The sequence below is a fragment of the Actinomycetospora chibensis genome (assembly GCF_028737215.1).
Taxonomy (GTDB): Bacteria; Actinomycetota; Actinomycetes; order Mycobacteriales; family Pseudonocardiaceae; genus Actinomycetospora; species Actinomycetospora chibensis.
Window position 1 is genome coordinate 1 of the sequence record NZ_JAQZAM010000016.1, and the last position, 23,692, is coordinate 23,692.

Annotated in this window: 27 protein-coding genes; 6 read left to right on the forward strand and 21 right to left on the reverse strand. The window is 74.7% G+C overall.

Going from position 1 to position 23,692, the window contains the following annotated elements; translation table 11 throughout:
• Positions 1–55: 55 nt before the first annotated feature.
• From PH189_RS22640 to PH189_RS22660, 5 genes are all read right to left on the reverse strand, one after another.
• Positions 56–448, reverse strand: coding sequence for an ACT domain-containing protein (locus PH189_RS22640; protein ID WP_274191095.1), 393 nt, complete (start codon positions 446–448; stop codon positions 56–58).
• 102 nt (positions 449–550) lie between these two features.
• Positions 551–1,165: a class F sortase gene (locus PH189_RS22645; RefSeq protein ID WP_274191096.1), complete on the reverse strand. Its 615-nt coding sequence runs from the start codon at positions 1,163–1,165 to the stop codon at positions 551–553.
• Between the two features lie 8 nt (positions 1,166–1,173).
• Entirely contained in the window at positions 1,174–2,022 is an 849-nt protein-coding gene (locus PH189_RS22650; protein ID WP_274191097.1) for a hypothetical protein, read from the reverse strand.
• Positions 2,023–2,150: 128 nt separating this feature from the next.
• Positions 2,151–3,281 (reverse strand): HTTM domain-containing protein, encoded by a 1,131-nt coding sequence (locus PH189_RS22655; protein WP_274191098.1) that lies wholly within the window; start codon positions 3,279–3,281, stop codon positions 2,151–2,153.
• Positions 3,278–3,781: a hypothetical protein gene (locus PH189_RS22660; protein ID WP_274191099.1), complete on the reverse strand. Its 504-nt coding sequence runs from the start codon at positions 3,779–3,781 to the stop codon at positions 3,278–3,280. Before PH189_RS22660 ends, PH189_RS22655 begins: the two co-directional genes overlap by 4 nt.
• A 214-nt stretch (positions 3,782–3,995) precedes the next feature.
• Here PH189_RS22660 and PH189_RS22665 point away from each other — a divergent pair, with 214 nt between their 5' ends.
• Complete coding sequence (locus tag PH189_RS22665) at positions 3,996–5,459, forward strand: hypothetical protein (protein WP_274191100.1); 1,464 nt, start codon at positions 3,996–3,998, stop codon at positions 5,457–5,459.
• On the opposite strand, the gene PH189_RS22670 is transcribed toward PH189_RS22665, so the two are convergent.
• Positions 5,460–5,936 carry an SRPBCC family protein gene (locus tag PH189_RS22670; protein ID WP_274191101.1) on the reverse strand — a complete coding sequence of 159 codons (477 nt, stop codon included), beginning with the start codon at positions 5,934–5,936 and terminating at the stop codon, positions 5,460–5,462.
• Positions 5,937–5,996: 60 nt separating this feature from the next.
• On the opposite strand from PH189_RS22670, the gene cobF reads away from it, so the two are divergent.
• Complete coding sequence (gene cobF, locus PH189_RS22675; protein WP_274191102.1) at positions 5,997–6,752, forward strand: precorrin-6A synthase (deacetylating); 756 nt, start codon at positions 5,997–5,999, stop codon at positions 6,750–6,752.
• Here cobF and PH189_RS22680 read toward each other — a convergent pair.
• Genes PH189_RS22680 through PH189_RS22710 form a run of 7 tightly spaced genes read right to left on the reverse strand, consistent with a single transcriptional unit; the run spans position 6,731 to position 13,738 of the window.
• Positions 6,731–7,060 (reverse strand): ankyrin repeat domain-containing protein, encoded by a 330-nt coding sequence (locus PH189_RS22680; protein ID WP_274191103.1) that lies wholly within the window; start codon positions 7,058–7,060, stop codon positions 6,731–6,733. The two genes, cobF and PH189_RS22680, sit on opposite strands and share 22 nt — an antisense overlap.
• A 6-nt stretch (positions 7,061–7,066) precedes the next feature.
• Positions 7,067–7,675: a histidine phosphatase family protein gene (locus PH189_RS22685; protein ID WP_274191104.1), complete on the reverse strand. Its 609-nt coding sequence runs from the start codon at positions 7,673–7,675 to the stop codon at positions 7,067–7,069.
• Between the two features lie 10 nt (positions 7,676–7,685).
• The gene (locus PH189_RS22690) at positions 7,686–9,416 is read right to left on the reverse strand and encodes an ABC transporter permease subunit (RefSeq protein ID WP_274191105.1); all 1,731 of its coding nucleotides are present in this window, start codon (positions 9,414–9,416) and stop codon (positions 7,686–7,688) included.
• Positions 9,413–10,909, reverse strand: a complete 1,497-nt coding sequence (locus PH189_RS22695) for an ABC transporter substrate-binding protein (RefSeq protein ID WP_274191106.1) — start codon at positions 10,907–10,909, stop codon at positions 9,413–9,415. Before PH189_RS22695 ends, PH189_RS22690 begins: the two co-directional genes overlap by 4 nt.
• Positions 10,906–12,177: an MFS transporter gene (locus PH189_RS22700; protein ID WP_274191107.1), complete on the reverse strand. Its 1,272-nt coding sequence runs from the start codon at positions 12,175–12,177 to the stop codon at positions 10,906–10,908. The genes PH189_RS22695 and PH189_RS22700 overlap by 4 nt, the downstream gene beginning before the upstream one ends.
• Positions 12,174–12,953, reverse strand: a complete 780-nt coding sequence (locus PH189_RS22705) for an ABC transporter ATP-binding protein (protein WP_274191108.1) — start codon at positions 12,951–12,953, stop codon at positions 12,174–12,176. The genes PH189_RS22700 and PH189_RS22705 overlap by 4 nt, the downstream gene beginning before the upstream one ends.
• Positions 12,950–13,738 (reverse strand): ATP-binding cassette domain-containing protein, encoded by a 789-nt coding sequence (locus tag PH189_RS22710; RefSeq protein WP_274191109.1) that lies wholly within the window; start codon positions 13,736–13,738, stop codon positions 12,950–12,952. The genes PH189_RS22705 and PH189_RS22710 overlap by 4 nt, the downstream gene beginning before the upstream one ends.
• Positions 13,739–14,000: 262 nt before the next feature.
• Here PH189_RS22710 and PH189_RS22715 point away from each other — a divergent pair, with 262 nt between their 5' ends.
• Both PH189_RS22715 and PH189_RS22720 read left to right on the forward strand, forming a co-directional pair.
• On the forward strand, positions 14,001–14,213 hold the full coding sequence (locus tag PH189_RS22715) for a CbtB domain-containing protein (RefSeq protein ID WP_274191110.1): 213 nt from the start codon (positions 14,001–14,003) through the stop codon (positions 14,211–14,213).
• Between the two features lie 46 nt (positions 14,214–14,259).
• Positions 14,260–15,114: a CbtA family protein gene (locus tag PH189_RS22720; protein WP_274191111.1), complete on the forward strand. Its 855-nt coding sequence runs from the start codon at positions 14,260–14,262 to the stop codon at positions 15,112–15,114.
• On the opposite strand, the gene PH189_RS22725 is transcribed toward PH189_RS22720, so the two are convergent.
• The 4 genes from PH189_RS22725 to PH189_RS22740 all read right to left on the reverse strand — a co-directional run bounded on the left by PH189_RS22725 (position 15,111) and on the right by PH189_RS22740 (position 18,417).
• Complete coding sequence (locus tag PH189_RS22725) at positions 15,111–16,520, reverse strand: nucleoside recognition domain-containing protein (protein WP_274191112.1); 1,410 nt, start codon at positions 16,518–16,520, stop codon at positions 15,111–15,113. The genes PH189_RS22720 and PH189_RS22725 overlap by 4 nt on opposite strands.
• Complete coding sequence (locus PH189_RS22730) at positions 16,517–17,392, reverse strand: FeoB small GTPase domain-containing protein (RefSeq protein WP_274191113.1); 876 nt, start codon at positions 17,390–17,392, stop codon at positions 16,517–16,519. The genes PH189_RS22725 and PH189_RS22730 overlap by 4 nt, the downstream gene beginning before the upstream one ends.
• Positions 17,393–17,394: 2 nt before the next feature.
• Entirely contained in the window at positions 17,395–17,625 is a 231-nt protein-coding gene (locus tag PH189_RS22735) for a FeoA family protein (RefSeq protein ID WP_274191114.1), read from the reverse strand.
• 66 nt (positions 17,626–17,691) lie between these two features.
• Positions 17,692–18,417, reverse strand: coding sequence for a metal-dependent transcriptional regulator (locus tag PH189_RS22740; protein WP_274191115.1), 726 nt, complete (start codon positions 18,415–18,417; stop codon positions 17,692–17,694).
• A gap of 110 nt (positions 18,418–18,527) precedes the next feature.
• Between PH189_RS22740 and PH189_RS22745 the strand changes: the two genes are divergently transcribed.
• The gene (locus PH189_RS22745; protein WP_274191116.1) at positions 18,528–19,553 is read left to right on the forward strand and encodes an acyl-CoA dehydrogenase family protein; all 1,026 of its coding nucleotides are present in this window, start codon (positions 18,528–18,530) and stop codon (positions 19,551–19,553) included.
• Between the two features lie 130 nt (positions 19,554–19,683).
• Here the strand turns inward: PH189_RS22745 and PH189_RS22750 are convergent, their stop codons facing one another.
• Positions 19,684–20,073, reverse strand: a complete 390-nt coding sequence (locus tag PH189_RS22750; protein WP_274191117.1) for a VOC family protein — start codon at positions 20,071–20,073, stop codon at positions 19,684–19,686.
• 50 nt (positions 20,074–20,123) lie between these two features.
• On the opposite strand from PH189_RS22750, the gene PH189_RS22755 reads away from it, so the two are divergent.
• Positions 20,124–20,735: a TetR/AcrR family transcriptional regulator gene (locus PH189_RS22755; protein ID WP_274191118.1), complete on the forward strand. Its 612-nt coding sequence runs from the start codon at positions 20,124–20,126 to the stop codon at positions 20,733–20,735.
• Here PH189_RS22755 and PH189_RS22760 read toward each other — a convergent pair.
• The 3 genes from PH189_RS22760 to PH189_RS22770 all read right to left on the reverse strand — a co-directional run bounded on the left by PH189_RS22760 (position 20,695) and on the right by PH189_RS22770 (position 23,688).
• Entirely contained in the window at positions 20,695–21,708 is a 1,014-nt protein-coding gene (locus PH189_RS22760; protein WP_274191119.1) for a D-alanine--D-alanine ligase family protein, read from the reverse strand. The genes PH189_RS22755 and PH189_RS22760 overlap by 41 nt on opposite strands.
• 94 nt (positions 21,709–21,802) lie before the next feature.
• The gene (locus tag PH189_RS22765) at positions 21,803–23,137 is read right to left on the reverse strand and encodes an ATP-grasp domain-containing protein (protein WP_274191120.1); all 1,335 of its coding nucleotides are present in this window, start codon (positions 23,135–23,137) and stop codon (positions 21,803–21,805) included.
• Complete coding sequence (locus PH189_RS22770; protein WP_274191121.1) at positions 23,134–23,688, reverse strand: TauD/TfdA dioxygenase family protein; 555 nt, start codon at positions 23,686–23,688, stop codon at positions 23,134–23,136. The genes PH189_RS22765 and PH189_RS22770 overlap by 4 nt, the downstream gene beginning before the upstream one ends.
• Positions 23,689–23,692 lie beyond the last annotated feature (4 nt).

A 23,692-nucleotide genomic window follows, 5' to 3' on the forward strand; every position in this document is an offset into this window, starting at 1 on the left:
CATCGAGGGCCTACCACCCCTGCCCACTTGACAGAAGTGCTCTCCATATCAGCGGTCACGACATCCCAGCGAGGTCCCGGAGCACCGCCATCGCCTCGTCGCGGCGCTCCCACGGCACGAACAGGTGGTCGTGGTGGAAGCCGGCGACGGGGTTGGTGCCGATCCCGGCGTCGGCGAGCGCGCGGGTGATCACGGCGAGGAAGCCGACGGCCTCGAGCGCCGACGCCACGCGCAGGGTGATTCCGGCGCAGGGGAACGCGCCGGGCAGGCCGTGGGCGTCTGCGTCATCGGCGGTCACCACCGCCGAGAGCCCCTCGTCCTCGCGCACCGTGACGAGCGGTGCGAGCCCTTCGGGGAGCTCGGGCACGGAGACGAACACGTAGCGGTCGAGGTGCAGCACCGGGTCCATTCCGGCGAGCAGTCGGACGGGATCGGTGTCGCCGGGCATCCGGGGCATCCTCCCGCTCCCGCGTGGCGTCGGTGGAAACGACCGAGGGCCCGGGGCGGTCCTGCTCGCCCCGGGCCCTCGGCCGTTGGTCGGACCTGACGGTCAGATGTTCTGCACCTCGACGAAGTCGGCGTAGACGATCACGTTGGAGAGGTACGACCGGGCGCTCCGGTCGTAGTCCCCGCCGCAGGTGATGAGCCGCAGCTGGGGGTTGGCGGTGTCGTTGTAGACCGCGTCCGTCGGGAACGAGTCCTTCGGGATCGTGTCCACCCGCGACACCTCGAACACGGCGCGCTGGCCGTCGGCACGGTCGATGAAGACCTGCGCGCCGGCGACCACGTCCTTGAGGTTCACGAAGATGCCCGGCTGGCCGCCGCCGTTGACGTGTCCCAGGACGATGCTCGGCCCGATCTCACCCGGCGTCGGACTCTGGTCGAACCACGACGCCTGCATCGGCTGGGACACCGGCGGCACCTCGAGGCTGCCGTTCTCCTGGAGCCCCGTCGGGACGAGCGACGACTCCGCGGAGATCGACGGCACGGTGACCCGGGTCGGGGCCGAGGCGGCCAGCGGGGCGGGCGAGTTGAAGCCCGCCGGACCGGACGAGTTCATCCCGACGACCAGGGCCAGGCCCACCAGGACGACGATCAGACCGATCGAGATGTTCGTCATCGAGATCCCGGACTTCTGCTCCGGGCCCTTGTCGGTGATGCTCATCCGCTCGCTCAGTTCCCCGTGTCGACGCCGCCGGAGGGCACGCGCTTGACCTGCGTCGCGTACACCTCACCGACGGGGCGGTAGTCGTACCAGTAGTGGTTCACCGAGCTGTTGAAGTAGCAGACGGTGCGGGCGTAGCCGTGGTGGTAGCCGGAGCCGTGGCTGTAGCCAGAGTCGTAGTTGTCGCCCTCGTCGGTCGTGGTGAGGGTGGCGCCGCTCTCGTCGAGGTCGGCGTCGGTGGCCGCGTCGCCGCCGGAGCCGGAGTCGGTCGGCTCCGCCGACCGGAGGCCCTGGGTGCCGGACAGGCCGCTCGAGCTCACGGACGGGAGCCCTCCACCGGAGGTCACCGACGGGATGGAGGAGGTTCCGCCACCACTGCTCGAACCGCCACCGCCGGACGAGGTCCCGCCGCCGGACGAGGTCCCGCCACCGGATGAGGTCCCGCCACCGCCGGTGATCGGGCCCGTGGCCGGGTCGAGGGCGTCGTCGAGGGGCGTGTCGGCGGCCGGGTCGGTGGCGGGGTCGAGGGCGTCGTCGAGGGGCGTGTCGGCGGCCGGGTCGGTGACCGGGTCCGTGACCGGGTCCGTGCCCGGGTCTGTGACGGGATCGAGGACGGGGTCGAGGACGGGGTCGATCGGGTTGCTGTCGGTGTCGGTGCTGTCGGTGCCGTCCGTCGAGTTGTCGGTGTTGCCGTCGCCGTTTCCGTCCCGGTTCGGGTGGCCGTGGCTCGACACCTCGACACAGGCGTCGCCCGAGTAGTAGTCGGTCGCGGACGCCGACCCGACGCCCAGCGAGCCGATGAGCAGCACCCCGGCCCCGAGCACCAGGAACCGGCGCTGCCTCTCCTGACTGATCATGTCCTCTCTCCGTCCCCGGCCCTCGCCGGCCCGTTCCGCGTACTGACTGTCGCCCCGTCGACGTTGACCACGTCGCCGATCACCCATTCGGTGTTACGTCTGAGTTGCGTCGTGACCAAAGCGTTAGCTCACGTGTCGGACAGCACCCTCGGCTGTTGTCCGTGTGCCACTCCGCTCTCTGCGGGAGCTGCCAGCTCCTCGGGCATCGGCGACGCCTCGGCTACCGGCCGGTGTTCGGGCGTCCGGGCGTCGGGCACCGCCACCCCGACGGGCTGCCGTGTCGGTTCCGGTGGTTGTTCCAGTGTCGGTTCCGCCGGTGGTGCCGGGGACCTCGGGACGGCGTTCCGGCGACGTCGGCGCACGTGCGCGACGCGGTCGCGGACCCACGCCAGGAGCTGCTCCGCGCGCTCGGGAGGGAGGAAGGCCAGGTAGAGGGTCACGATGGTCATGCTGAAGAAGCCGACGGCCAGGGTGAGCTCGATCGACAGGTGGAGGAGCACGCCGATCGCGAGCACGTAGGGCCGTGCCGTCCTGTTCCACACCAGGATGCCCACGGCCAGCTCCCCGGCGAGGGTGCCGTAGGTGGCCAGCTGGGTGAGCATCAGGGAGTCGGTGACGAACGACGGGACCGGGACACGGCTGACCTCGCCGATCCGGACCGCGTAGGACACCGCCGTGCCGTCGCGCCAGCGCTCACCGCCCGCCTTCTCCCAGACGGTGGAGACGTAGATGACGCTCAGCTGGATCTGCGCCAGGCGCAGGGCCCACGGTGCCCGCCGGGGGAAGCTCCACATGTTCTCGCGGTCGGCCCACCACCGGTCCGCCGACACCGCGGAGCCGGCCGGCATGAGGAGCACGTAGAAGGCGACGATCCGCAGCAGCGCGTCGCCCGCGTTGAAGGCGAGCGGCGCCGAGCGGGTCACCGACATCATCACGACGAACACGACCAGGGCGGCCACACGCGTGCGGAACCCGACGGTGAGGGCGACGGCGGCGAGCAGGCCGGCGAGCCACATCACCCAGACCATCGGCGTACCGAGAGTGAGGCTGAAGAGCGTCCACCCGCCGGCCGGCAGCTGGCGGGCCGTGATGACACCGTCCGCACCGAAGAACGGGTCGAGGATCGGGACGAGTGACAGCATCCACGCGGTCGCGACGACGCCGAAGACGATGCGGAGGACCTCGACCGGCGCGGTCGACTGCGGCGCGAACCAGAAGCGGTCCCAGCCGTCGCGCGCCCGCGTCCATCGCGCGGTCATCGCCGACCCACCGGGGTCGTGAAGAACGGGATCTCCCGCCAGGTCCCCTCGTCAGGGCCTGGGCCGGGCGGCAGGTTCTGGCGGTTCTGACGGACCAGCGTCACGCGGAGCGGCTCGTGCCCTGCCGCGCGGTCCTGGTCGGCGATCCAGCCCGCGAACGCCACGCGCTCGCGCTCGGCCGTGCGCTTCCTCCAGAGCTGCTCGGCGTACTTGCGCCAGCGGTAGTCCCAGTACTCGGTGATCCCACTGCCGCCCTCCATCGGGTAGACGCCGACGGTGCCGTCCGTGCGGTCGACCCGAGCAACGACCTCGTTGGTGGTGGTCGGCGGGCTGGGGGAGAACACGCCCCACCCCTGGTCGACGCCGGACGCGAGCAGGAAGGGTCGCGTCACGTCGCGCAGCTCCTCACGGAGCTCGGACCTCGGCGCGACGCTCGCGAGCATCCCCAGGAGGACGAGCACGATCAGTGCCGAGAGGCCGAGGCGTCTGCCCCGGCTCATCGAGGGTGCGGTGTCTCCAGCCCCGTCTTCGCCTCCGGAGGGGGACGCCGCACCCGGGGCATCCGGCTCCTGGGTCGTCGTGACCATGTTCCCCCGACCTCTCCACACCCGCGTGTCGTCGGAAGAGGAATCGGCGGAACGCGCTGAGCGTTACGGCGCAGTCGTCGCCTCGCTCATCTCATCAACCGCTGAGGTGTCACCTACGCTGTGCTGCGTGATCGCGCAGCGAGGCCGGACCTGCGCTCTGCTCGTCCTGCTGGCCGCACTCCTCGCTGTCCTCGCCCCCGTGGCGTCCGCGCACGAGTCCACCCCGGTCGGCGTCCAGCGCGTCGAGCTCTCCCTCGGCGCACGCACGCTCGCCCTCACGATCACCGCGCCGCCCGAGGGCGGCGGGCGCATGCCGGTGGTGGTGCTCCCTCGCGGCGACGCGCCCCCGGGCGACGTCACGCTCGCGGCCGTCCGCCCGGGCGGGGACCCGGCAGCGGCGCCGGTCGTCGTGCCCGCGGCGCCCGTCGGGCAACCGCACGAGGTGGTCCTGTCGGCCGACGGGATCGGCGCCTGGGAGATCACGGTCGCCGACGGGTCGACCGTCGCCCGGGTCCCGATCACCGTTGCCGCTCCCGGCCCGACGCCCGGCTGGGTGTGGGCGGTGCGGATCGGCGCCGCGCTCGGCGTCATCGCGCTGATCGCGGCGCTGGCCCCGAGCGTGCGACAGCGTCCCCGCCTGGCCCTCGCCCTCGGCGCCGTCGCACTCGTCGGTGTCACGGTCGCCGTGACGGCCGCGTCGACCGCGCCGACGACGTCGCCGGCGCCCTCCGCGACGCCGGTCGACGAAGCGGCGCCCCCCGCCGGGGGCCACGCGGGTCACGGCGGCGGCGCCATGCCCGACATGCCAGGGATGGCGGCGGCGGACATGCCGGCGACGGGTCCCGGCGCCGTCGTCGTCACGGCGCGGACCGGCCCGGGCGCGCAGGTCGGCGCCCCGACCGACCTCGTGCTCGACCTCACCGACGGCTCCACCGGCGCCGTGGTCGACGACCTCACGATCCACGACGACGCCCCGATCCACCTCGCGGTGATGGGGCCCGACGGCTCGCTCGCCCACGTCCACCCGGTCCGCGTCGCACCCGGTCGCTACGTGGTCCGCGTGCAGCCGGCGACGGGCGGGCGTTACGGCGTCTTCGCCGAGATGGAGCGGGCCGGGGACGGCGGCCACCAGGTCGCCCGCACCGCGTTCGACGTGGCGGGACCCGCGGCTCCGGCGACCCCGGCCGCCCCGGGCGGGGGGATCCGCCAGGTCGCCGGCATGGACGCCGAGGTGACCGCCCCGGCGGCCGTGGCCGGCCGCCCCACCCGCGTGTCCGTCGCTTTCACCCGGGACGGAGGCGTTCCGGTGACCGACCTCCAGGGCTGGCTGGGCATGGGCGGCCACCTGATGCTGCTCGGCCCGGGGAACGCCGGGACGCCGACCCCGTCCGACCCGTCGTCGGCATTCGGCCACGTCCACGACATGAGCGCGGCGGGCCCCGCCGGCACGTACGGCCCGCAGGTCGGCTTCGACTACACCTTCCCCCGCGCCGGTCGCTACGCGCTGTGGGTCCAGGTGCAGCGCGACTGGCAGGTCCTGACCGTGCCGGTGACGGTCGACGTCGCGGCCGGGTCGGCGCCGACGCCGTGATCACCGCCCGGCGAAGTGGCGGACGAGGCGACGCTGGCGGTGGTCGAAGAAGGCCGCGACGACCGGCCGCAGCACCGGCCCCGCCCACGTCAGGAACGCCCGCGGCTCGAAGGCCACGCGGTCGGTGATCGTCGTGGCGCCGCCGGGACCGGGCAGCACGGTCCGCTCGTGGATCCAGCGCCGCATCGAGGCCATCGTCGACTCCTCGAGGAAGCGTCGTCCCGGCTCCAGTTCGGTGATCACGAGGTCGTCGTGGTCGAACGGGATGAGCCCGAACAGCCGCAACCGGGCGCGTCCGAGGGGCTCGCCCACCCGGACGGCGTCGATGCTGTGGACGTCCGCGTCGGGCGGGAGCGACATCGCCATCCACGGCCGCATCTCGTCGTTGATGCCCTCCGGGGTGACTACGCGCCGCCACACGGTGTCGGTGTCCGCAGGCACGAGCGAGGACTGCACGAAGGTCCACACCCCGCCCATCTTCAGGATGTGACGCCCGCCGTCTCGGCGGGGGTGACCCGGCGTGAGAGCGTGCGTGCCGTGCGGAGGGTGCAGGTGGTCGGGATCGGGCTGGGCGACCCGGGTCAGCTGACCCTGGACGCGGTGGAGGCGCTCGGCGGGGTCGACGTGGTGGTGCTCCTGCACAAGCCCGGACCCGCCGACGAGCTGACCGCGATCCGGTCGGCGATCGTCGAGCGGTTCGCGCCGCAGGCGCGGGTGGTCGAGCGCGACGACGCCGTGCGCGACCGCGCCTCCGCCGACTACGAGGGCGCCACCGAGCGCTGGCGCGACGAGCGCGCGGCCCTCTACGAGCAGACCCTGCTCGACGAGGTGCCCGACGGCGGCTCCTGCGGCCTGCTCGTGTGGGGCGACCCGGCGATCTACGACGGCACCGTCGAGATGCTCCACCGCCTCGACGCCCGGGGCCGGGTGGCCCTCGACTGGCGGGTGGTGCCCGGCCTCGGGGCGCCGTCGGTGCTCGCCGCGGCGCACCGGACGACGCTGACCCGCACCGCGCGCGCCGCCACGATCACGCCGGCGCGCCGCGTCCTCGACGACAGCGTGGACTCCGGCGAGGCCGACCTCGTCGTCATGCTCGACGGGTCGAAGGCCCACGGGCTCGAGCACCTGCCCGACGACGCGACCGTCTACTGGGGCGCCTACGTGGGCACCGGCGACGAGGTGCTGATCTCGGGGCGCGTCGGTGACGTGCGCGAGGAGATCCTCGCGGCCCGCGTCGAGCACCGGGAGCGCAAGGGCTGGCTGATGGACACCTACCTGGTGCGCCGCGCGTAGGACGGTTCCGGGGGCCGCAGGCTCCGCGCGGGCGCCCCGCCCAGGGTGCGCAGCCACCGGGCGATGTCGTCTGCTCCGCCCTCGACGGCGGCGTCCAGGGGCGTCCCGTCGTCCGCGGGCTGACAGCGGTTCAGCTCCGCCCCGTGCCGCAGGAGGATCTCCGCGCACCCCCGGTGCCCGTGGCGGCAGGCACTCCAGAAAGCGACGTCGATCTCGTCCCAGCCGGGCGTGGGGGAGAGGTGCAGGAGCGCGGTGACGGTGTCGTCGAGACCCGTCGCCGCGGCGTCGACGAGGGTGACTGGCTTCACACTACGTCAGTGTGGGCGATCCGGACCGGGCTCGCGAATCGACGGCACACAACCGGCCGCCCCGAGCGAGCGCAGGTTCCACCGCCCGCTGCGTCCGGTGAGCACGGCGAGGGTCAGCGGGGCGACGTCCACACGCCACGCCCCCGCCGGCCCGGCCCCGAGCGTGTGGGCGACGGCGGCCCGCACGACGGGCGGGTCGACGACGGCGAGGCCGACGGAGCGTTCGTCGCCCGGCAGGCCGTCCATCCACCCGGCGACGCGGTCGACGAGGGCCCACAACGATTCACCGCCGGGCGGCCCGGCCTCGGCGTCGGTCATCCAGGCCTGCAGCGCGGCGGGGTCCTCGGCGGCCAGCTCGGCGGGGGACCGCCCGGCCCAGGCCCCGGGGTCGGGCCCGGCCGGGGCGTCGCCGTCGGGTTCCCGGCCCGGCAGCGCGAGCGCCGTCGTAGCCCGGCACCGGGCCGACGGCGCGCACCACAGGAGGTCCGGCTCCCGGAGTCGTCCCGCGAGCTCCCCCGCCGTACGCCGGCCCCCGGCGTCGAGCGGCTCGTCGCGCGGGAAGCGGGCGGCCCGGGACGCCTCGGTGGCGGCGTGGGCGAGCAGGTGCAGTCGCACGCGTGCCTTCCTAGCTGCTGGTCCGGGTCTCGCGCACGAGGGCCACCACGACGGCGAGCAGCACGAGACCGGTGGCCGGGGCGATGATCGTCCACGGTGCCCGCTCGACGTAGGCGAGGGAGTCCGCGAGCACTGCGCCCCACTCCGGCGAGTCGGGTGCGGCACCCAGGCCGAGGAAGCTCAGCGCGGCGATCCCGAGCGCGGCGTGCGGCACCCGCGCCAGACCGTGGCGCGTCACCGGGCCGACGACCGCGGGCAGGACGTGGCGCCGGGCGATGCGGGCGGGCGACGCGCCGGCCAGGACCGCGGCGCGGACGTAGCCCGAGGCGCGGGCCTCGGCGGCGAGTGTCCGCGCGTGCACGGCGAGGGGCACCCAGCCGACCGCCGCGACCGCGATCGCCGCGCCCAGCAGTCCCGGCCCGGCGATCGCGGCGACGACGAGCCCGACGACGACGGGCGGCAGCGCGTTGAGGACGTCGGCCGCACCGGCGCGGGTCGAGCGTGCCCCGACGCCGACGAGCAGGCCGACGACCAGGCACGTCGCCGTCACCGCGACCGCGGTGCCCACCGTGAGCAGGGCACCGTGCGCGACCCGGGCCCACAGGTCGCGGCCGAGGGCGTCGGCACCCAGCGGCACCGACCACGACGGCGGGGCGAGCCGGCGGCCCTCGACCACGGCCGACGGGTCGCGGGGCAGCCCGGCCACCACGACGGCCGCGAGCACCCCGGCGGCGACCCACGGGGCCCACGAGCGGGCCCCGCCACCGGGGAGCGGCACGCCCGCGGGGAGCTCGCCGCCCGAGCGGGCGGGACCGAGCAGCGCCCGGTGCACGAGCACGCCGACGCCGCCGAGGCCCAGCCCGAGCAGCACCAGCAGCATCACCGCGGCCTGGGCGACCGGCAGGTCCTGGGCGAGCACGGCGTCCAGCGCCGTCGAACCGACGCCCGGCACGCCGAAGAGCTCCTCGACGGCGACGGCGCTGCCGAGCAGGCCGACGACCAGCAGCGCGATCTGGGGCACCGCCGTGGCCACCGCACGCCGGGCGACGCCGAGCGCGATCGTCGCCGGCCGCGTGCCCCACGACCGCCACGTGCGTACCCACGGCTCGGCCAGCGCCGACTCCGTCGCCGACGACAGCATCCGCGCGAGCAGGCCGCCGGCGGGCAGGCCGAGCGCGAGCGCCGGGAGCACGAGGTGCACCGGACCGGAGAACCCGGTACTGGGCAGCAGCCCCCACGCGACGGCGACGACGGCGACGAGCACGGCCCCCAGCGCGATCTCGGGCACCGCACCCAGGACCGAGGCGACCAGCGCGCTCCCGCGACCCGCGTCGCCGGTCCCGCGGCGGGCCGCCCGCGCCGCGCCCGGCGCGAGCAGACCGAGCGCCGCGACGGCGGCGACGACCGCGGCCGCGACGGCCAGCGTCAGCGAGACCCCGATCGCGGCGAGCACCCCCGGGGCGACCGGGCCCCGCGAGACCCACGAGGTGCCGAGATCGCCGGTGACCACCCCGCCGAGCCAGCCGAGTGCTCCGCCGACCGGGTTCGTCGGCAGGTCCAGCTCGGCGCGCAGGGCGTCGAGCGTCGCCGGGTCGACCCCGCGCTCGGGGTAGCGGGTGCGCAGGACGGTCGCAGCGGGGTCGGTGTCCCACAGCCAGGGCAGCGCGGCGATCACGACGGTGAGCAGGACGACCGCCAGCCCGGTCGAGACCCAGGGCAGGAGCCGCCGCGCGGCGGTCATCGCCGGGTCGAGCCCGTGATCAGGAACTGCTCGTTCGGGTCCTCGGCCACGCCGGTGACGCCGGCGCCCACGCCGACCCGCGCGCGTTCGGTGACGTGCGGGACGACCGCGTCGGCGCCGAGCACCCGGCTCTCCACCTCGAGCGCGGCGCGGCGGCGGGCCTCGACGTCGCTGGTCGCCGCTCCCGTGGCGAGGCGCGCGTCGGTGGCGGGGTCGCAGTAGCGGGCCTGGTTGTAGCTGCCGGCGCACGAGAAGTCGCTGGCCAGGTATCCCACCGGGTCGCCGGTGTCGAGCTGCTGCGAGCGGCTGATGATCACCGCGTCGAAGGCGCCGGTGCCGAGCCGGGCCTCGAACGCCGAGCTCTCGAGCACCGTGACATCGACGGTGAACCCGGCGCGGCGCAGGGCGTCGGCGTCGGCCGCGGCGATCTCGGGGAGCTCGGCACGGTCGGAGTAGGTCGCGAGGCGGATCCGTTGTCCGGCCGGCGGAGTCGGAGGTGTGACGGGATGCGGGGGACGGGCGCCGGGAGCACCAGCCCACGGGGTGGCCGGACCGAACAGGCCGGCGGCGGCGTCCGCGCGCCCCTCGTAGATCGTGCCGGCGACGTCGACGGTGCCGATCGCGGTGCGGGCCGCGGCACGTACACCGGGGTCGGCGAACACCGGCGAGCGCTGGTCGAGGTACACCGCGACGCTGCGCGGCAGCGGGACGCCGACCACCTGCTGCGGCGGCGCGATCGCGGCCACCTGGGAGACCGGGATCGCCTCGGCGACGTCCAGCTCCCCGGCCCGCAGACCGTTGGCGCGGGCGACGCCGTCGGCGAGGAACCGCGCGTCGATGCCGGGCGCGGCCACCGGGCCGCGCCACGAGGTCGGGTTGGCGTCGAGGGCGGCCCCGGTGGAGCCGTCGACGCGCGTGAGCACGAACGGGCCGGTGCCGGCGCGGACGGGGCTCGGGCGGGTGGGGTCGGCGTAGGCGCCCGGCGCGAGGATCACGAGCTCCGGCGACGCCAGGCGCTGGGGGAGCACCGGGTCGGGCGCGGGCGTCGTCACCACGACGCCGTCGGGCCCGTCGACCCGCGCGGTGAGGGCGGGCCCCGTCCCGGCGAGCGAGGCCAGCGCGCGGGGCGTCGGGGTGGCCGCGGCCGCGCGGGTGAGGCTGCCGACGACGGCGTCCGGGGTCAGTGGCGTGCCGTCGTGGAAGGTGACGCCGGGACGCACGGTGAAGCGCCACTGCGTGGGCGCGACCTGCGCCCAGGCGGTCGCGAGCGCCGGCGTCGGCGTGCCGCCCTCGAGGACCACCAGCGGCTCGGTGACGCCGAGCCGCGTCGCGAGCGTCGCCTCGTTGCCGTACGGCGAGAGGCCCGACGTGGGCGGGAACGACAGTCCCACCCGCAGCCGGCCGTCCGCGGGGTCGCCGCCTCCGGAGCCGCTGAAGCAGCCGGTGAGGGCGAGACCGAGGACGGCCAGGACGACGGCCAGCCGGCGGGTCATGGGGAGTTCCTCTCGGCGGAGGTCAGGGAGTGGTCGGGCTGCAGGGCGGGGACACGGCGCACGAGGACGCCCATGACGACGGCGCTGGCCAGGGGCAGGGCCGCCGTGACGGCCCAGGGCAGGGCGGGCGGTCCCTGGGCCTCGAGCAGGGAGCCGAGCAGGGCGCTCCCGCCGAGCACGGCGAGGCCGCCGCCGGACGCGAGCACGCCGAAGTACGCGCCGAGACGCCGCTCGCCGGCGAGGCGCCCGACGGCGTCCTGCGCCACCGGCACGACGGTCATCTGTCCGAGCGTCAGGAGCACGACGAAGACGACCGCGGGCACCGGGCCCGCAGTCCCGAACCCGATGAGCACGGCGGTCGCCGCGAAGGCGAGAGCGAGCACGCCGAACCCCACGGGCAGCGCGCGGGCCCCGAGACGGCGGCGCACCAGCTCGGCCAGCGGGACCTGCCCGAGCACCACGAGCACCGCGGACAGGACGAAGAGCACGCCGAGCATCCCGGCCGCCCCGCCGCGCTCCAGCTCGACCGGCAGCGCGAGGTAGAGCTGGTTGTAGCTGAGCAGCCAGGTCGAGTAGGCGGCGGTGAACGCCAGGAACGCGGGGTTGCTCAGCACCTCGCCCCACCCCGCGAGCACGGGCTCGCCGGCGTGCGCCGCGGGTCGTCGTGGCATCCCGCGGGCGAAGGCGACGAGGACGACGACGAACACCCCGGCCGCGGCGAGCGTGGTGGCCGCGAAGTCGACGGTGAGCAGCAGCGACCCGATCACGGGGCCGAGGACGACGCCGACCTCGCCGGCGACGCCGAACATCGCGAACGCCTCGCTGCGGGTCGGCCCGTCGTCGCGCTCCAGCTCCCCGGCGCGCCGGGCCAGCTCGGCTTCGACGGCCGGCGAGAACAGGGCGGCGGCGAAGCCCGTCGCCACCGTCCCGGCGACGAGCAGGACCGCGCCGTCGGCCAGCGCCAGCAGCAGGAATCCGAGGATCCGCACGCCGAACCCGGTCAGCGCGACCGGGCGGGTGCCGAAGCGGTCGGCGAGCGCGCCGCCGACGAAGAACAGCCCCTGCTGGCTGAAGGTGCGCAGGCCGAGCAGGAGCCCGACGAGCGCGCCGCCGAACCCGAGGTCGCGGGTGAGGTGCAGCGCGAAGAACGGCAGCACCAGGTAGAAGCCGGTGTTGAACGCGAGCTGGCCGAGCACGATCAGCCGGATCGGGCCGGGCAGCTCGGAGAGCCGTCCCAGGACCGACCAGCGGCGCAGGAGCGTCGTCACCCCATGACCTCCACCGGCAGCACGGCGTCGAGCAGGGCTCGGGTGGCCTCGGCGGAGGGATGCGCGAACACCGCGGCGATCGGACCCGTCTCGACGACGCGGCCCGCGTCCAGCACCGCGACATCGGCGCAGAGCCGCGACGCGATGCCGAGGTCGTGGCTCACGAGCAGCAGCTGCGTGCCCGAGGCCCGAACGAGGTCGCCGACGAGCGCCACCAGGCGGCGCCGCGTCGTGGGGTCCACGGCGCTGAACGGCTCGTCGGCGATCAGGACGTCCGGACGCGGCGCGAGTGCTCGGGCCAGGGCGATGCGCTGGCGCTCGCCGCCGGAGAACGCCGCGGGCCGGCGCTTCGCGACGGCCGGGTCGAGGCCGACGGCGTCGAGGAGCTGGGCGACCCGGGCGCCGTGGTCGCCTCCGACGCCGAGGCACTCGAGGGGTTCGCGGACGCTCGCGCCGACGGGCAGCCGCGGGTCGAGCGAGCTGCCGGGGTCCTGGGGGACGACGCCGACCGAGCGCCGCAGGGCTCCCGGCGACCGGGGTGACACCGCCTCCCCGCGGAACCGGACCGTGCCCGCGTCCGGCGCCTCGAGGGCGAGCAGCAGCCGCAGCAGCGTCGACTTGCCCGAGCCGGACGCACCGACGATCGCGAGGTCGCGGCCGGCGGGCACCTCGAGGTCGATCCTGTTGATCGCCGTGCGCGTCACCCGGCGCCACGGCCGGTCACCCGGTACCGAGTAGCGGCGGGTGACGCCCTCGAGGGCGAAGGTGGCGGTCACGCCCGCACCTCCGGCACCGACAGCCGCGCGGCCTCGACCAGCTCTCGCGTGACCTCGTGCCCCGGCGCGGCGAGGACCTCGGGCACGGGGCCGGACTCGACGACGCGCCCGCCGGCGAGGACCACCACGTGCCCGCACACCGCGGCGAGCACCCCGAGGTCGTGGGTGACGAGGAGCAGCGCGGTTCCCGTGGCGGTCAGGGAGCGGTCGAGCCGGTCGAGCAGGGCGCGGGCCACGGGCGGGTCGAGCGCGGCGGTCGGCTCGTCGGCCACGAGCAGACGGGACCGGCAGGCCAGCGCGGCGGCGAGGGCGACCCGCTGACGCTGCCCACCGGAGAGCTGCGCCGGGCGGGCGCGCGCCAGCTCGGCGGGCAGGTCGACCTCGGCGAGGAGCTCGGCGACCCGCGCTCGGGCTCCGGCGCGGTCGAGCCCCTGGTGACGACGCAGCGGCATCGCGAGCTGGCGGCCGACCGGCAGCAGCGGGTGCAGGGCCACGGCGGAGTCCTGGGCGACGAGCGCGACGTCGCGCCCGCGGACGTCGGCGAGGCCGGTCTCGGACGCGCCGACCAGCTCGGTGCCCGCGACGCGCACGCTGCCGGTGGCCGTCGCCCCGGGCGGCAGGAGTCCGGCGACGGCGGCGGCGGTCAGGGACTTGCCCGCGCCCGACGGCCCGACGACGCCCCACCGCTCGCCGTCCCCGATCCGGAGGGCGAGACCGTCGACCCCGGGCGTCCCGCCGACGAGCACCCGGAGATCACGGGTCTCGGCGATCGCGGCGGTCGACATCGGCCGAGACCCTATGCCAGCTCTGTGGAGGTGCGAGCTGTGCGTTACAACGCACTGATGCAGCAGCATGTCTGCATCTGTTGCCAGTTGGCGGCAGCAGAGTGGCGGGGGGGCGTCTGACTCCGATGTGACACGCGCTGCTCAGGACACATACCTCATCACCTGCTGAGGTGTTGACGATCGTTGCGCGAGCCACCTACGTTCGCAACCGTCGCCGCCCGGTGTGGACGGTGACGTCGTCGTGCGCCCCGAGGAGAACCCCGTGACCACTGCCGGTGCCGTCGCCCGCGCCAAGGCCACCGCCGTCCCCGCGTCGGAGACCCTGCCCTGGCTGATCAGTGCCGTCCTCGTCGGACTGGCGCTCTACTTCTTCATCGGCATCGACCAGGGTGCTGTCTCCGTCTTCGGCGACACGAGCTACGTCCACGAGCTCGCCCACGACGCCCGCCACTTCCTCGGCTTCCCCTGCCACTGAGCCCGGCTCGGTCGGCACCGACGTCCTCAGGGAAGAGAGGGTCCTGATGGAGGCACGCTCGTTCGTGCTCCGTGGTGTGGTCGCCGGCGGTGTCGCCGGGCTCGTCGCCTGGCTGTTCGCGCTCGTCTTCGCCGAGCCCCAGATCGAGGCCGCGATCGCCTACGAGGAGGGTCGCGGCGAGGCCGAGCAGGCCCTGGCCGTCGCGGGCGGCGCGGCCCCGGCAGGGGGAGCCGAGGAGGAGATCGTCAGCCGCGGCGTCCAGGCCACCCTCGGGGTCGGCATCGGGATGGTCGGCATCGGGATCGCGGTGGGCCTGCTGTTCGCCGTTGCCTACACGCTGCTGCACGGCCGGGTGGCGCTGCGGCCGCGGGTGCTCGCGCTCCTGGTCGCCGGCGCCGGCTTCCTGACGATCTACGCGACGCCGTTCGTCAAGTACCCGGCCAGCCCGCCCGCGGTGGGCAGCGACGAGACCATCGGCGACCGCACCGCGCTGTACCTGGTGATGGTGATCGGCTCGCTGGTGTTCCTCGCCGCCGCCGTCGCCGTGACGCGGCTGTTGCGGGAGCGTCTCGGGACGTGGAACGCCGTCCTGGTCGGCGGCGTCGTGTACGTCGCCCTCGCGGCGATCCTCATGTCGGTGCTGCCGGGTCTCGGCGAGCTGACGATCAACGTCGTCGAGAGCGGCCCGCGCGTCTCCGAGACGCCGCTGCCGCTGCGGGACGCCTCGGGGGCGATCCTCTACCCGGGCTTCGACGCCGACGTCCTCTACTCCTTCCGCGTCGCGTCCTTCACCGCGCAGGCCCTGCTGTGGGGCGTGCTCGGTCTCGTGTTCGGCGGCCTGGTCGAGCGCCGGATCGCCAGGGAGACCGCCGACCGGGCCACGGAGGCCTCCGCGTTCTAGCCGAAGGCGCGCACCACACCCGCGACCGACGCGCAGACGAGGAACCCCAGCGCGATCGGCAGGAGTGTCGCCACCGCGGTCCAGCGCGCGCTGCGGGTCTCCTTCCAGATCGTCAGCACGGTCGTGCTGCACGGGTTGTGCAGCAGCGTGAAGAGCATGAGGTTCACGGCGGTGAGCAGCGTCCAGCCGCCGGCGGTCACGAGCACCGAGCCGACGGCGGCGTCGTCGCCCAGCTCGAGCATCACGCCGGGCGCCGCGCCGACGGTGTTCGCGCCGAGGGTCAGCGTCAGCATGATGATCGTCGGGATGATGATCTCGTTGGCGGGCACGGCGACGAGGTAGGCCAGCAGGATCACGCCGTTGAGGCCCAGCACCCAGCCCAGCGGCTCGAGGGCGTTCACGAGGTGCGCGGCGAGGCTCGCGTCGCCGAGGTGGACGTTGCCGATCAGCCAGATCACCGCGCCGGCCGGCGCCGCCATCATGAGCGCGCGCTTCAGGACCTTGAGCGTGCGGTCGACGATGCTGGTCCAGAGCGTGCGCCAGAGCTGCGGCGGCCGGTAGGGCGGCAGCTCGAGGGAGTACACCGAGCTCTCGCCGCGCAGCACCGTGCGCGACAGCGTCCAGGACACCGCGAGCGTGACGCCGATGCCGAGGATGACGACCGCGACGACGCTGCCGGCAGCGACCACCCCCGCGAGTCCCGGCGGCACCACGGCCCCGACGAAGATCGTCCCCATCAGGATCAGGGTCGGCCAGCGCCCGTTGCAGATGCTGAAGTTGTTGGTGATGATCGCGATCAGCCGCTCGCGGCGGCTGTCGATGATCCGCGTCGCGGTGACGCCGGCGGCGTTGCAGCCGTAGCCCATCATCATCGTGAGCGCCTGCTTGCCGTGCGCCCCGGACCGCGCGAAGAGCCGGTCGAGGTTGAACGCCACGCGCGGCAGGTAGCCGAAGTCCTCGAGCAGGGTGAACAGCGGGAAGAAGATCGCCATCGGCGGCAGCATCACCGCGACCACCCACGCCGTCGCGAGGTAGACGCCGTCGACGAGCAGCCCGGTGACGAAGGACGGCGCCCCCGCGGCGACGAACACGTCGCGCAGCCAGGCGTGACCGTTCTCGACGAGCAGGACGTAGAGCAGGTCCGAGGGCACGGCCGCGCCGGCGATGGTGAACCAGAAGACGCCGAAGAACAGCACGCCCATCGCGACGAAGCCCCACACGCGGTGGGTGAGGATGCGGTCGAGCGCCCGGTCGAGGGTGAGGCGCGCACGGGCGTCGTCGCGGTCGACGCTGGTGGACGCGAGCCGGGCGGCGTCGGTGTAGAGGGACTCGACGACGCGGTCGCCGACGTCGTCGGGCAGCGCGCGGCGCAGCCGGGCGGCGTCGTCGAGGAGGTCGCTGCTCATCCCGCGCGCTCCACGGGGGTCGCCGGGGTCGCCAGCTCGCCGAGCGTCCCGTCGCGGACCGCGGCCTCGATCCCTGGGTCGCCCTCGAGCAGGCGCAGGGCCACCCAGCGGGCGTTGGGCACACCGGGGAACCGCCCGGCGACACGGCCGGCGAGCTCGGTCACCGCCTCCTCCAGCGCCGGGTCCTTGTGCACGAGACGCAGGGGTGCCGGCGCGTCCTCGGTGCCCGCGACCTGCGCGATCGCCGCGAGCAGGTCCGGGATGCCCTCGTTGCGGCGAGCGGCCATCGGGACGACGGGGACGCCGAGCTCGCGGGTCAGGTGCCGGGCGTCGACCGTGAGGCCGTGCCGCCGGGCCTCGTCGACGAGGTTGAGGGCGACGACGACCCGGCCGGTGATCTGGCGGATCTGCAGCACCAGCGGCAGGTTGCGCTCCAGGCGCGTCGCGTCCACGACGACCACGACGACGTCGGGCTGCCCGAAGAGCAGCGCGTCGCGGGCGACGTCCTCGTCGGCGCTGGTGGACAGCAGCGAGTAGGTGCCGGGGAGGTCGACGAGCCGGTAGCGGGCGCCGCCGTAGGTGAAGCCGCCCTCGGCACGCGCCACCGTCTTGCCCGACCAGTTGCCGACGTGCTGGCGCAGCCCGGTGAGCGCGTTGAAGACGGTGCTCTTGCCGGTGTTCGGGTTGCCCGCCAGGGCGACGACGTGGTCGTGGCGCCCCGGGGCGAGTCCGAGCCGGGCGAGCCGGGCCCCGCCGGTGGACAGCGCGCAGGAGGCGCAGCCGGGGGCGGCGTCGTGGGAGTCGTGCGTGTCCTGCGACGGCCCCGGCCGCGGCGTCGGGAGGTCCTCGGTGCCCCCTCCCGGGCCGCGCACGGTCAGCGGTCCTCGAGCTCGACGTGCACCGTGCGGGCCTGGTGGCCGCGGAGCACCACGAGGGTGCCGCGCACCTCGTAGGCCGTGGGGTCGCCCAGCGGGCTGCGGAGCTCGGCGCTGATCGAGACCCCGGGCAGCAGGCCGAGGTCCATGAGCCGCCGGCGCTCGGCGCCCCGGGTGTCCAGGGCGGTCACCACACCTCGCCGGTCTCGAGGCATCTCGTCGAGCGTCATGCCCACCACCTCGGGGTCGGCGGCGACTTCGCCGCCTAGGAGACTGAAAGTTCGGCCAGCCGAACTCTACGTCGTCGGCGACCGGTGGAACACCCCTTCGACGACATCGTCGACCCACAACGAGTCGGCGAGCTCCGGGCCGAGGTCGATCTCGCGCCCGGCGTCCGCCGTCCCGTCGGAGATCCGCACCAGGAACGGCCCGCCGAACGGGCGGCGGGAGACGAGCTCCAGGCGCACGTCGAGCGCGATCGACTGCTCGCGCAGCCAGGTGAGCATCGCGGGCTCGGTGTCGTCGACGCGGACGAGCCGCCCGTGGTCGCCGGGCTCGAGCGTGGCGAACCGGCGGCCCGAGAACGTGGCCACGGTGCCGTCGGCGGCCGGGATGGGGTCGCCGTGCGGGTCGAAGCGCGGGTGGCCCAGCCGGGCGTCCATACGGTCGAGCAGCGTCGGCGACACGTGGTGCTCGAGCACCTCGGCCTCGTCGTGCACCTCGTCCCAGCCGTACCCCAGCTCGCGGACGAGGTAGGTCTCGAGCAGCCGGTGTCGGCGCAGGACGTCCAGCGCGGCGCTCGTGCCGTCGGAGGTGAGCCGCACCCCACCGTAGGGCCGGTGCTCGATGAACCCCTGCTCGGCCAGCTTGCGCAGCATGCCCGACACGGAGGACGCGCCGACCCCGAGACGCCGGGCGAGACCCGTCGTCGTCGCCGGTCCCTCGCCGCGCTCGTCGCAGGCGTAGATGGCCTTGATGTAGTCGTCGACCGCCACCGTGCGCTGCGCGGCGGGTCCGGTCATGCCGTGAGCGTAACCGGGGAGGGGGTGGTTCCGAGGGTCGCTCACAGCGCGGTCACACGCGAGTGAGGCTCGCCTTACTCGCGCGACGTCGAAAGCTACCCTCAGGGGTCATGGGTGACGTGCTGGACCGGGCTCGGGACGTGGCCGCCGACGTGCTGCTCCCGTCGGCCGACGAGGTCGACGCGACCGCGACCATCCCGGAGGGCCACGTCCGCGCGCTGGCCGACGCCGGGCTCTACGGCCTCGCGGCCTCGGACGACGTCCCGTTCGAGGACTTCCTGGGCGTCGTCGAGACCCTCGCCGGTGCCTGCCTCACCACGACCTTCACGTGGATGCAGCACCACGGGGTGGTGCGCGGGCTGGCCGGCACCACCAACGCCGCCCTGCGCGAGCGCCACCTCGCCGACGCCGTCCGGGGCGCGACCCGCTGCGGAGTCGCCTTCGCCGGCGCGATCCCGCAGCCGCCGAAGCTGTGGGCGACGCGGGTCGAGGGCGGGTGGCGGCTCGACGGCGTGGCGCCGCTGGTCACGGGCTGGGGCCTCGTCGACCTCCTGCTGGTCTCCGCCCGGGATGCGGCGACGGCCGACGCCGACGACGACCGGGCCCGCGTGGTGTCGGTCCTCGTCCCCGCGCGGGCCGCCCCGGGCGTCACCGTGCACCCCCTCGACCTCGCCGCGGCGAACGGGAGCCGCACCGTCCGCCTCGACGTCGACGGCTGGTCGGTGGGCGACGACGCGGTGGTGGCGACCCCCTCGCGCACTGAGTTCCTCGCCGGCCAGCACGCCAGTGCGCGGGTGAACGGCTGCCTCGCCCTCGGGGTGGCCGGGCGCTGCGCCGCCCTCGTCGAGGAGGCGGGCGAGCCGGGGACCGCGGAGGCGCTGCGCAAGGCGCTCGGCGCGGCGCGCAACGACCTCGACGCCGGGCTCGCCGACGCCGCCCGCATGCCGGCCGCGCGCGCCGCCGCCTCGGAGCTGGCGGTGCGGGCGGCCGCGACGCTGACCGTCGCGGTGGGCAGCCGCGCGATCGTCGGGCGCCACCCGGCCCGGCGGCTGGCCCGCGAGGCGGCATTCACGCTCGTCGCCGCAGGCCGTCCCGAGATCCGCGCCGAGCTGCTGGGTGCGCTACCGCGCATGTGAGCACTTCGGCGTGCTCTGGCACCTCGAAGTGCTCACATGCCGCAGGCACTCGAGGGGTCGTCGCGCGCCGCGCGGCGGACGCTTGTCGGTGCAACTCCAACAACCGTCCGGGCTGCGGCCCGGGGTGCCCCTACTCGGCGTACAGCCTGATCTCCAGGCCGTCGGGGTCGCGCAGGCCGATGAGGACCGCCCCGCCGCCGTGGCCGGTGATGATCCCGTCGTGGGGCTCGCCGAGATCGTCGAGCCGGGCGCGCCACTGTTCGACCTGTACGCGCTCGGGCACGAGCAGGGCGACCGGGTCGAAGCCTCGGAGCCCGGCGGCGCGCACGGGGTCCTCGCGCAACGCGATCCCGGCGAGCCCGCCGTCGGGCAGGCGCAGGGCGAGGCCGCGGACGACGCCGTCCTCCTCGAACTCGATGATCACCTCGAGGCCCAGGACGCGCTCGTACCAGGCGCGGCTGCGGGCCACGTCGGAGACGGGCAGCTTGACATGGTGGAAGCCGGTGATCGTCGCCGTCATGGGGACCTCACGTTTTCTGTAGTTGAACTCTAGAGCTAGAGTCCAACGCCGTGGCCGAGGGTGTCAAGAAGCGCGCGACCCGGCGCCGGATCGTCGACGCCGCGACGGCGCTGTTCGTCGCGGAGGGCTACGGGGCGACCACACTGGAGCAGATCGCGGCGCGGGCGGACGTGGCCGTGCAGACCATCTACTTCCACTTCGGTAACAAGCGCACGGTGCTCAAGGAGGCCGTCGACGTCGCATCGGTCGGCGACGACGAGCCGGTGCCGCTGCTGGATCGGCCGTGGATGGACCGGTTGCGCGCCGAGACCGATCCGGGCGCCGTCGTCGACGGCTGGGTCGCCGCGAGCCGCGAGATCGTCGAGCGGGTCGGAGGCATCATGGGCGTCGTCCGCGACGCCGCCGTGGTCGATCCCGAGATGGCCGAGCAGTGGGCGGTCAACGAGGAGCAGCGGGCGACGGCGTTCCGGACGTTCGTCGACCTGCTCGACGCCCGGGACGCGCTGCGGTCGGGCCTGTCGGCCGACGAGGCCACCGACATCGTCGTCGCCGTGATGAGCATCGAGGTCTACCTGCTGCTGGCGCGGCGGGGTTGGACGCCCGAGCGCTGGCAGCGATGGATCACCCGGACGCTGCGGACGGCATTGCTCTCCGACGCATAGCGCTCTCGACGGCCGTCGCCAGCAGCTCGTCCAGCGGATTCCCGCCGGCCGCGGCCATGACGGCGAGCACGCTGGAGGGCGCGAACGAGCAGTAGAGGCTCGCCTCGAGGAACACGGGGCGCCCCGTGGGGTCGACGCGGAAGTCGAACAGCGAGTAGTCCCGGCACCCGAGCGCGACGTGGCAGCGGCGCGCGGCCTCCCACACCCGGGCGGTCACCGGGTCGCCGGGGTCGACGATCAGCACCTCGGGGTTGTCCTTCGCCACCAGGCGCAGCCCACCGGCGTCGTCGGGGGCGAGCTTGTCGTCGTAGGAGCGGACGGGCCGGGTCGCCTCGTCGAGGAGGTACTCCTCCAGCGGGAGGCCCACGAGCTCGCCGTCCCGCTCGACCAGCCCGCACCGCACCTCCCGCCCGAGCGGGACGAACTCCTCGACCAGGACCTCCGCGGAGTGCGCGAACGCGTCGTCGAGGGCCTCGGGGAAGCCGTCGGCGGAGCGCACCAGCGTCACCCCGAGCGAGTTGTCGGCGTCCGCGGGCTTGACCACCGCGGGCGGCGCGACCGTCGGCCGGTCCCCGCGCCGTAGCACTTCGCCGTCCGGGACGTCGACGCCGGCGGCGGCGACCATCGCCTTCGCGGCGGCCTTGCGCGCCCCGATCGCCATGACCTCGCCGGTGTTGCCGACGACGGGCACGCCCAGCACCTCGAACAGCGAGCGGTAGGACGTCATGCCGGGCAGGCAGAACATCTGGGGGAGCACCACGTCGATCCCGAGCACGCCCAGGTGTGCGAGGGCGTCGGCCGGGTCGAAGGGTGTCGCGGCGGCGATCACGTCGGCGTCGAAGGACGCCGGGAACCGCCACCGGCCGTCGGGGGAGACGACGGCCGGATGGGCCTCGTAGCGCTCCGGGTCCGCGGTGGCCGCGAGGCAGCCGCGGGCGTAGGTCAGCGAGAGGTCGGCGTGGAAGTCGCTCACGGCGGACCCGGCGAGGTGCAGCACGCGCAGGCGGGAGACGGAGCATCCGGGGGAGCACGCCGATAGGGGAGCTCGACCCGGAGAGGCGGTCACGTCAGTCCCCCGCCGGCTCGACGAGCTTGCCGATGTTGACGTCCACGCGGATCCACGGCCGGCCGGTGACGAGGTTGCGCAGCAGCAGCGACGGGATCTGCAGGTGGTGGAGCAGCAGGAACGGCAGCGGGTCGTCGCGGTCGAAGACGGCGTCGGTCCCGCGCCGGATCACGTCGAGGCGCTCGAGGGCCGTGGACGGACGCGAGATCATCCGCCACACCTCGTGGTAGAGCCAGTAGGTCGGGCGGCTGTCCGGGCGCGGTGTCAGCGGACCCTCGCCGGGGTCCAGGTCGTCGAGGTAGGCACGGGCGAGGGCCTCGGAGTCGCGGTGGAACATCGTGATCGCCGAGTGCGTCCGCGGGTTGCACTCGAGGGCGACGAGGCCGCCCCCGGGGGTCTCGATGAAGTCGAACGACAGCTGCCCGCTGACCCGCAGCGCGCCGACGAAGCGGCGCACCCACTCCTCGATCTCCGGCTTGTCGACCATCGCGTAGTTGAGCTGGAACGCCGACGACTCGCAGCACGCCCAGACCTGCACGCGGCCGTCCCGCACGGTGCTGTGCGTGCAGTACTCCCGCCCCGGGGTGAACTCCTGGAGGATCCAGGGCGTGTCCGCGGACATCGGCTTCGACCGCGCGAACTCCTCGGTCTCGGCCGCCGTGGGGCGCGGCAGGGTCGTGAGGTCGAGGCGTGCGACCGGGTCGTAGGGGACGCTCTTGAGGATCCAGGGCCCGGGTTCCGCGTCGAAGTCGAAGTCCTCGACCTGCTTCGCCGCGGTCACCCGGTGGGTCGCGGGGACGGGCAGCCCGAGCGTGTCGGCGGCCTCGGCGAACCGGTCCTTGTCGTCGAGGATGCGCAGCACCTCGGGATCGGGGTGCAGCACCTCGCAGAACTCGGCGAGCACCGGCTTCGCCAGCGAGTCGTACCGGCTTGCCGCCGGGCTGCAGACCGGGACCCAGACGTCGACGCCCTCGGCGACGACGACGTCGCGCAGCGCGTCGACGTAGCCGGGCGTGCCGGGTTCCGGCACCAGGTGGAAGGCGTCGACCGCCCGCGAGAAGCGGTGCCCGGTGAGCCGGTAGCGCGCCGACTCGACCAGCACCACCCGGTGGCCCGCGGCGTGGAACGCGCGCGCCAGCGCCAGGGCCTTGGTCATCTTGCCGCCGCTGATGAGCACGGTGCGCGGGTCGTCGGCCACCGTGCGCCGCGGCGGGACCAGCAGCGAGCGCACCAGCGCCGCCCCCGTGACCGCGAGCGTCATCGGCAGCGGGACGGTCAGCAGGGCCAGCGCCCCGAGGGTCTTCGGGGCGTGGGCGAGGACGGCACGCAGGGTCACCGGGCCACCACCGTCTCGCGGTGCAGGATGCGGTCGTGGTCCCAGAGGACCACGTCGCCCGGAGCCCAGGTGTGCCGGTAGGCGGTGTCCGCGCCCGTCGCGTGCTCGTAGAGGAAGCCGATCGTCGTCCGCGACGCGCCGCCGTCCATCCCGCTGATCTCCGCGCCGCGCTCGGGCGCGGCGAGGTGCAGTGCGGTGCGCCCGGTGTCCGGGTGCCGGCGGAACAGCGGCTGCTCGGCGCCGGCCCCGTCGGTGACCGTGCGCCCCGCGAGGTGCATGCGGATGTCCGACGACAGGGTCTCGTAGGCGCGGTACCGGTCGCCGAAGAGCGACTCGCCCCCGCGCTCGGGCGCGGGGGCGAGTCGGACGTCTCCGACACGGCGCCGGAGCGCCGCGAGATCGTCCTCGTCGAGGCCCTCCTGGGCGGGCACGACGACGACGCCGTGCTCGGCGAGCAGGCTGCGCAGCTCATCGATCCGGGCGTCGTCGGCCGTCGCGAGGTCGAGGCCGGTGACCTCGACGCCGATCGGCTCCAGTGCGGTGGTCGCCACGTTT

Bases quoted from the DNA above. Each gene is read 5' to 3' on its own strand.
- PH189_RS22640 (WP_274191095.1), bottom strand. From the start codon at position 448: ATGCCCGGCGACACCGATCCCGTCCGACTGCTCGCCGGAATGGACCCG.
- PH189_RS22645 (WP_274191096.1), bottom strand. From the start codon at position 1,165: ATGAGCATCACCGACAAGGGCCCGGAGCAGAAGTCCGGGATCTCGATG.
- PH189_RS22650 (WP_274191097.1), bottom strand. From the start codon at position 2,022: ATGATCAGTCAGGAGAGGCAGCGCCGGTTCCTGGTGCTCGGGGCCGGG.
- PH189_RS22655 (WP_274191098.1), bottom strand. From the start codon at position 3,281: ATGACCGCGCGATGGACGCGGGCGCGCGACGGCTGGGACCGCTTCTGG.
- PH189_RS22660 (WP_274191099.1), bottom strand. From the start codon at position 3,781: ATGAGCCGGGGCAGACGCCTCGGCCTCTCGGCACTGATCGTGCTCGTC.
- PH189_RS22670 (WP_274191101.1), bottom strand. From the start codon at position 5,936: ATGGGCGGGGTGTGGACCTTCGTGCAGTCCTCGCTCGTGCCTGCGGAC.
- PH189_RS22690 (WP_274191105.1), bottom strand. From the start codon at position 9,416: ATGACCGCCGCGCGGCGGCTCCTGCCCTGGGTCTCGACCGGGCTGGCG.
- PH189_RS22695 (WP_274191106.1), bottom strand. From the start codon at position 10,909: ATGACCCGCCGGCTGGCCGTCGTCCTGGCCGTCCTCGGTCTCGCCCTC.
- PH189_RS22710 (WP_274191109.1), bottom strand. From the start codon at position 13,738: ATGTCGACCGCCGCGATCGCCGAGACCCGTGATCTCCGGGTGCTCGTC.
- PH189_RS22720 (WP_274191111.1), top strand. From the start codon at position 14,260: ATGGAGGCACGCTCGTTCGTGCTCCGTGGTGTGGTCGCCGGCGGTGTC.
- PH189_RS22725 (WP_274191112.1), bottom strand. From the start codon at position 16,520: ATGAGCAGCGACCTCCTCGACGACGCCGCCCGGCTGCGCCGCGCGCTG.
- PH189_RS22735 (WP_274191114.1), bottom strand. From the start codon at position 17,625: ATGACGCTCGACGAGATGCCTCGAGACCGGCGAGGTGTGGTGACCGCC.
- PH189_RS22740 (WP_274191115.1), bottom strand. From the start codon at position 18,417: ATGACCGGACCCGCCGCGCAGCGCACGGTGGCGGTCGACGACTACATC.
- PH189_RS22745 (WP_274191116.1), top strand. From the start codon at position 18,528: ATGGGTGACGTGCTGGACCGGGCTCGGGACGTGGCCGCCGACGTGCTG.
- PH189_RS22750 (WP_274191117.1), bottom strand. From the start codon at position 20,073: ATGACGGCGACGATCACCGGCTTCCACCATGTCAAGCTGCCCGTCTCC.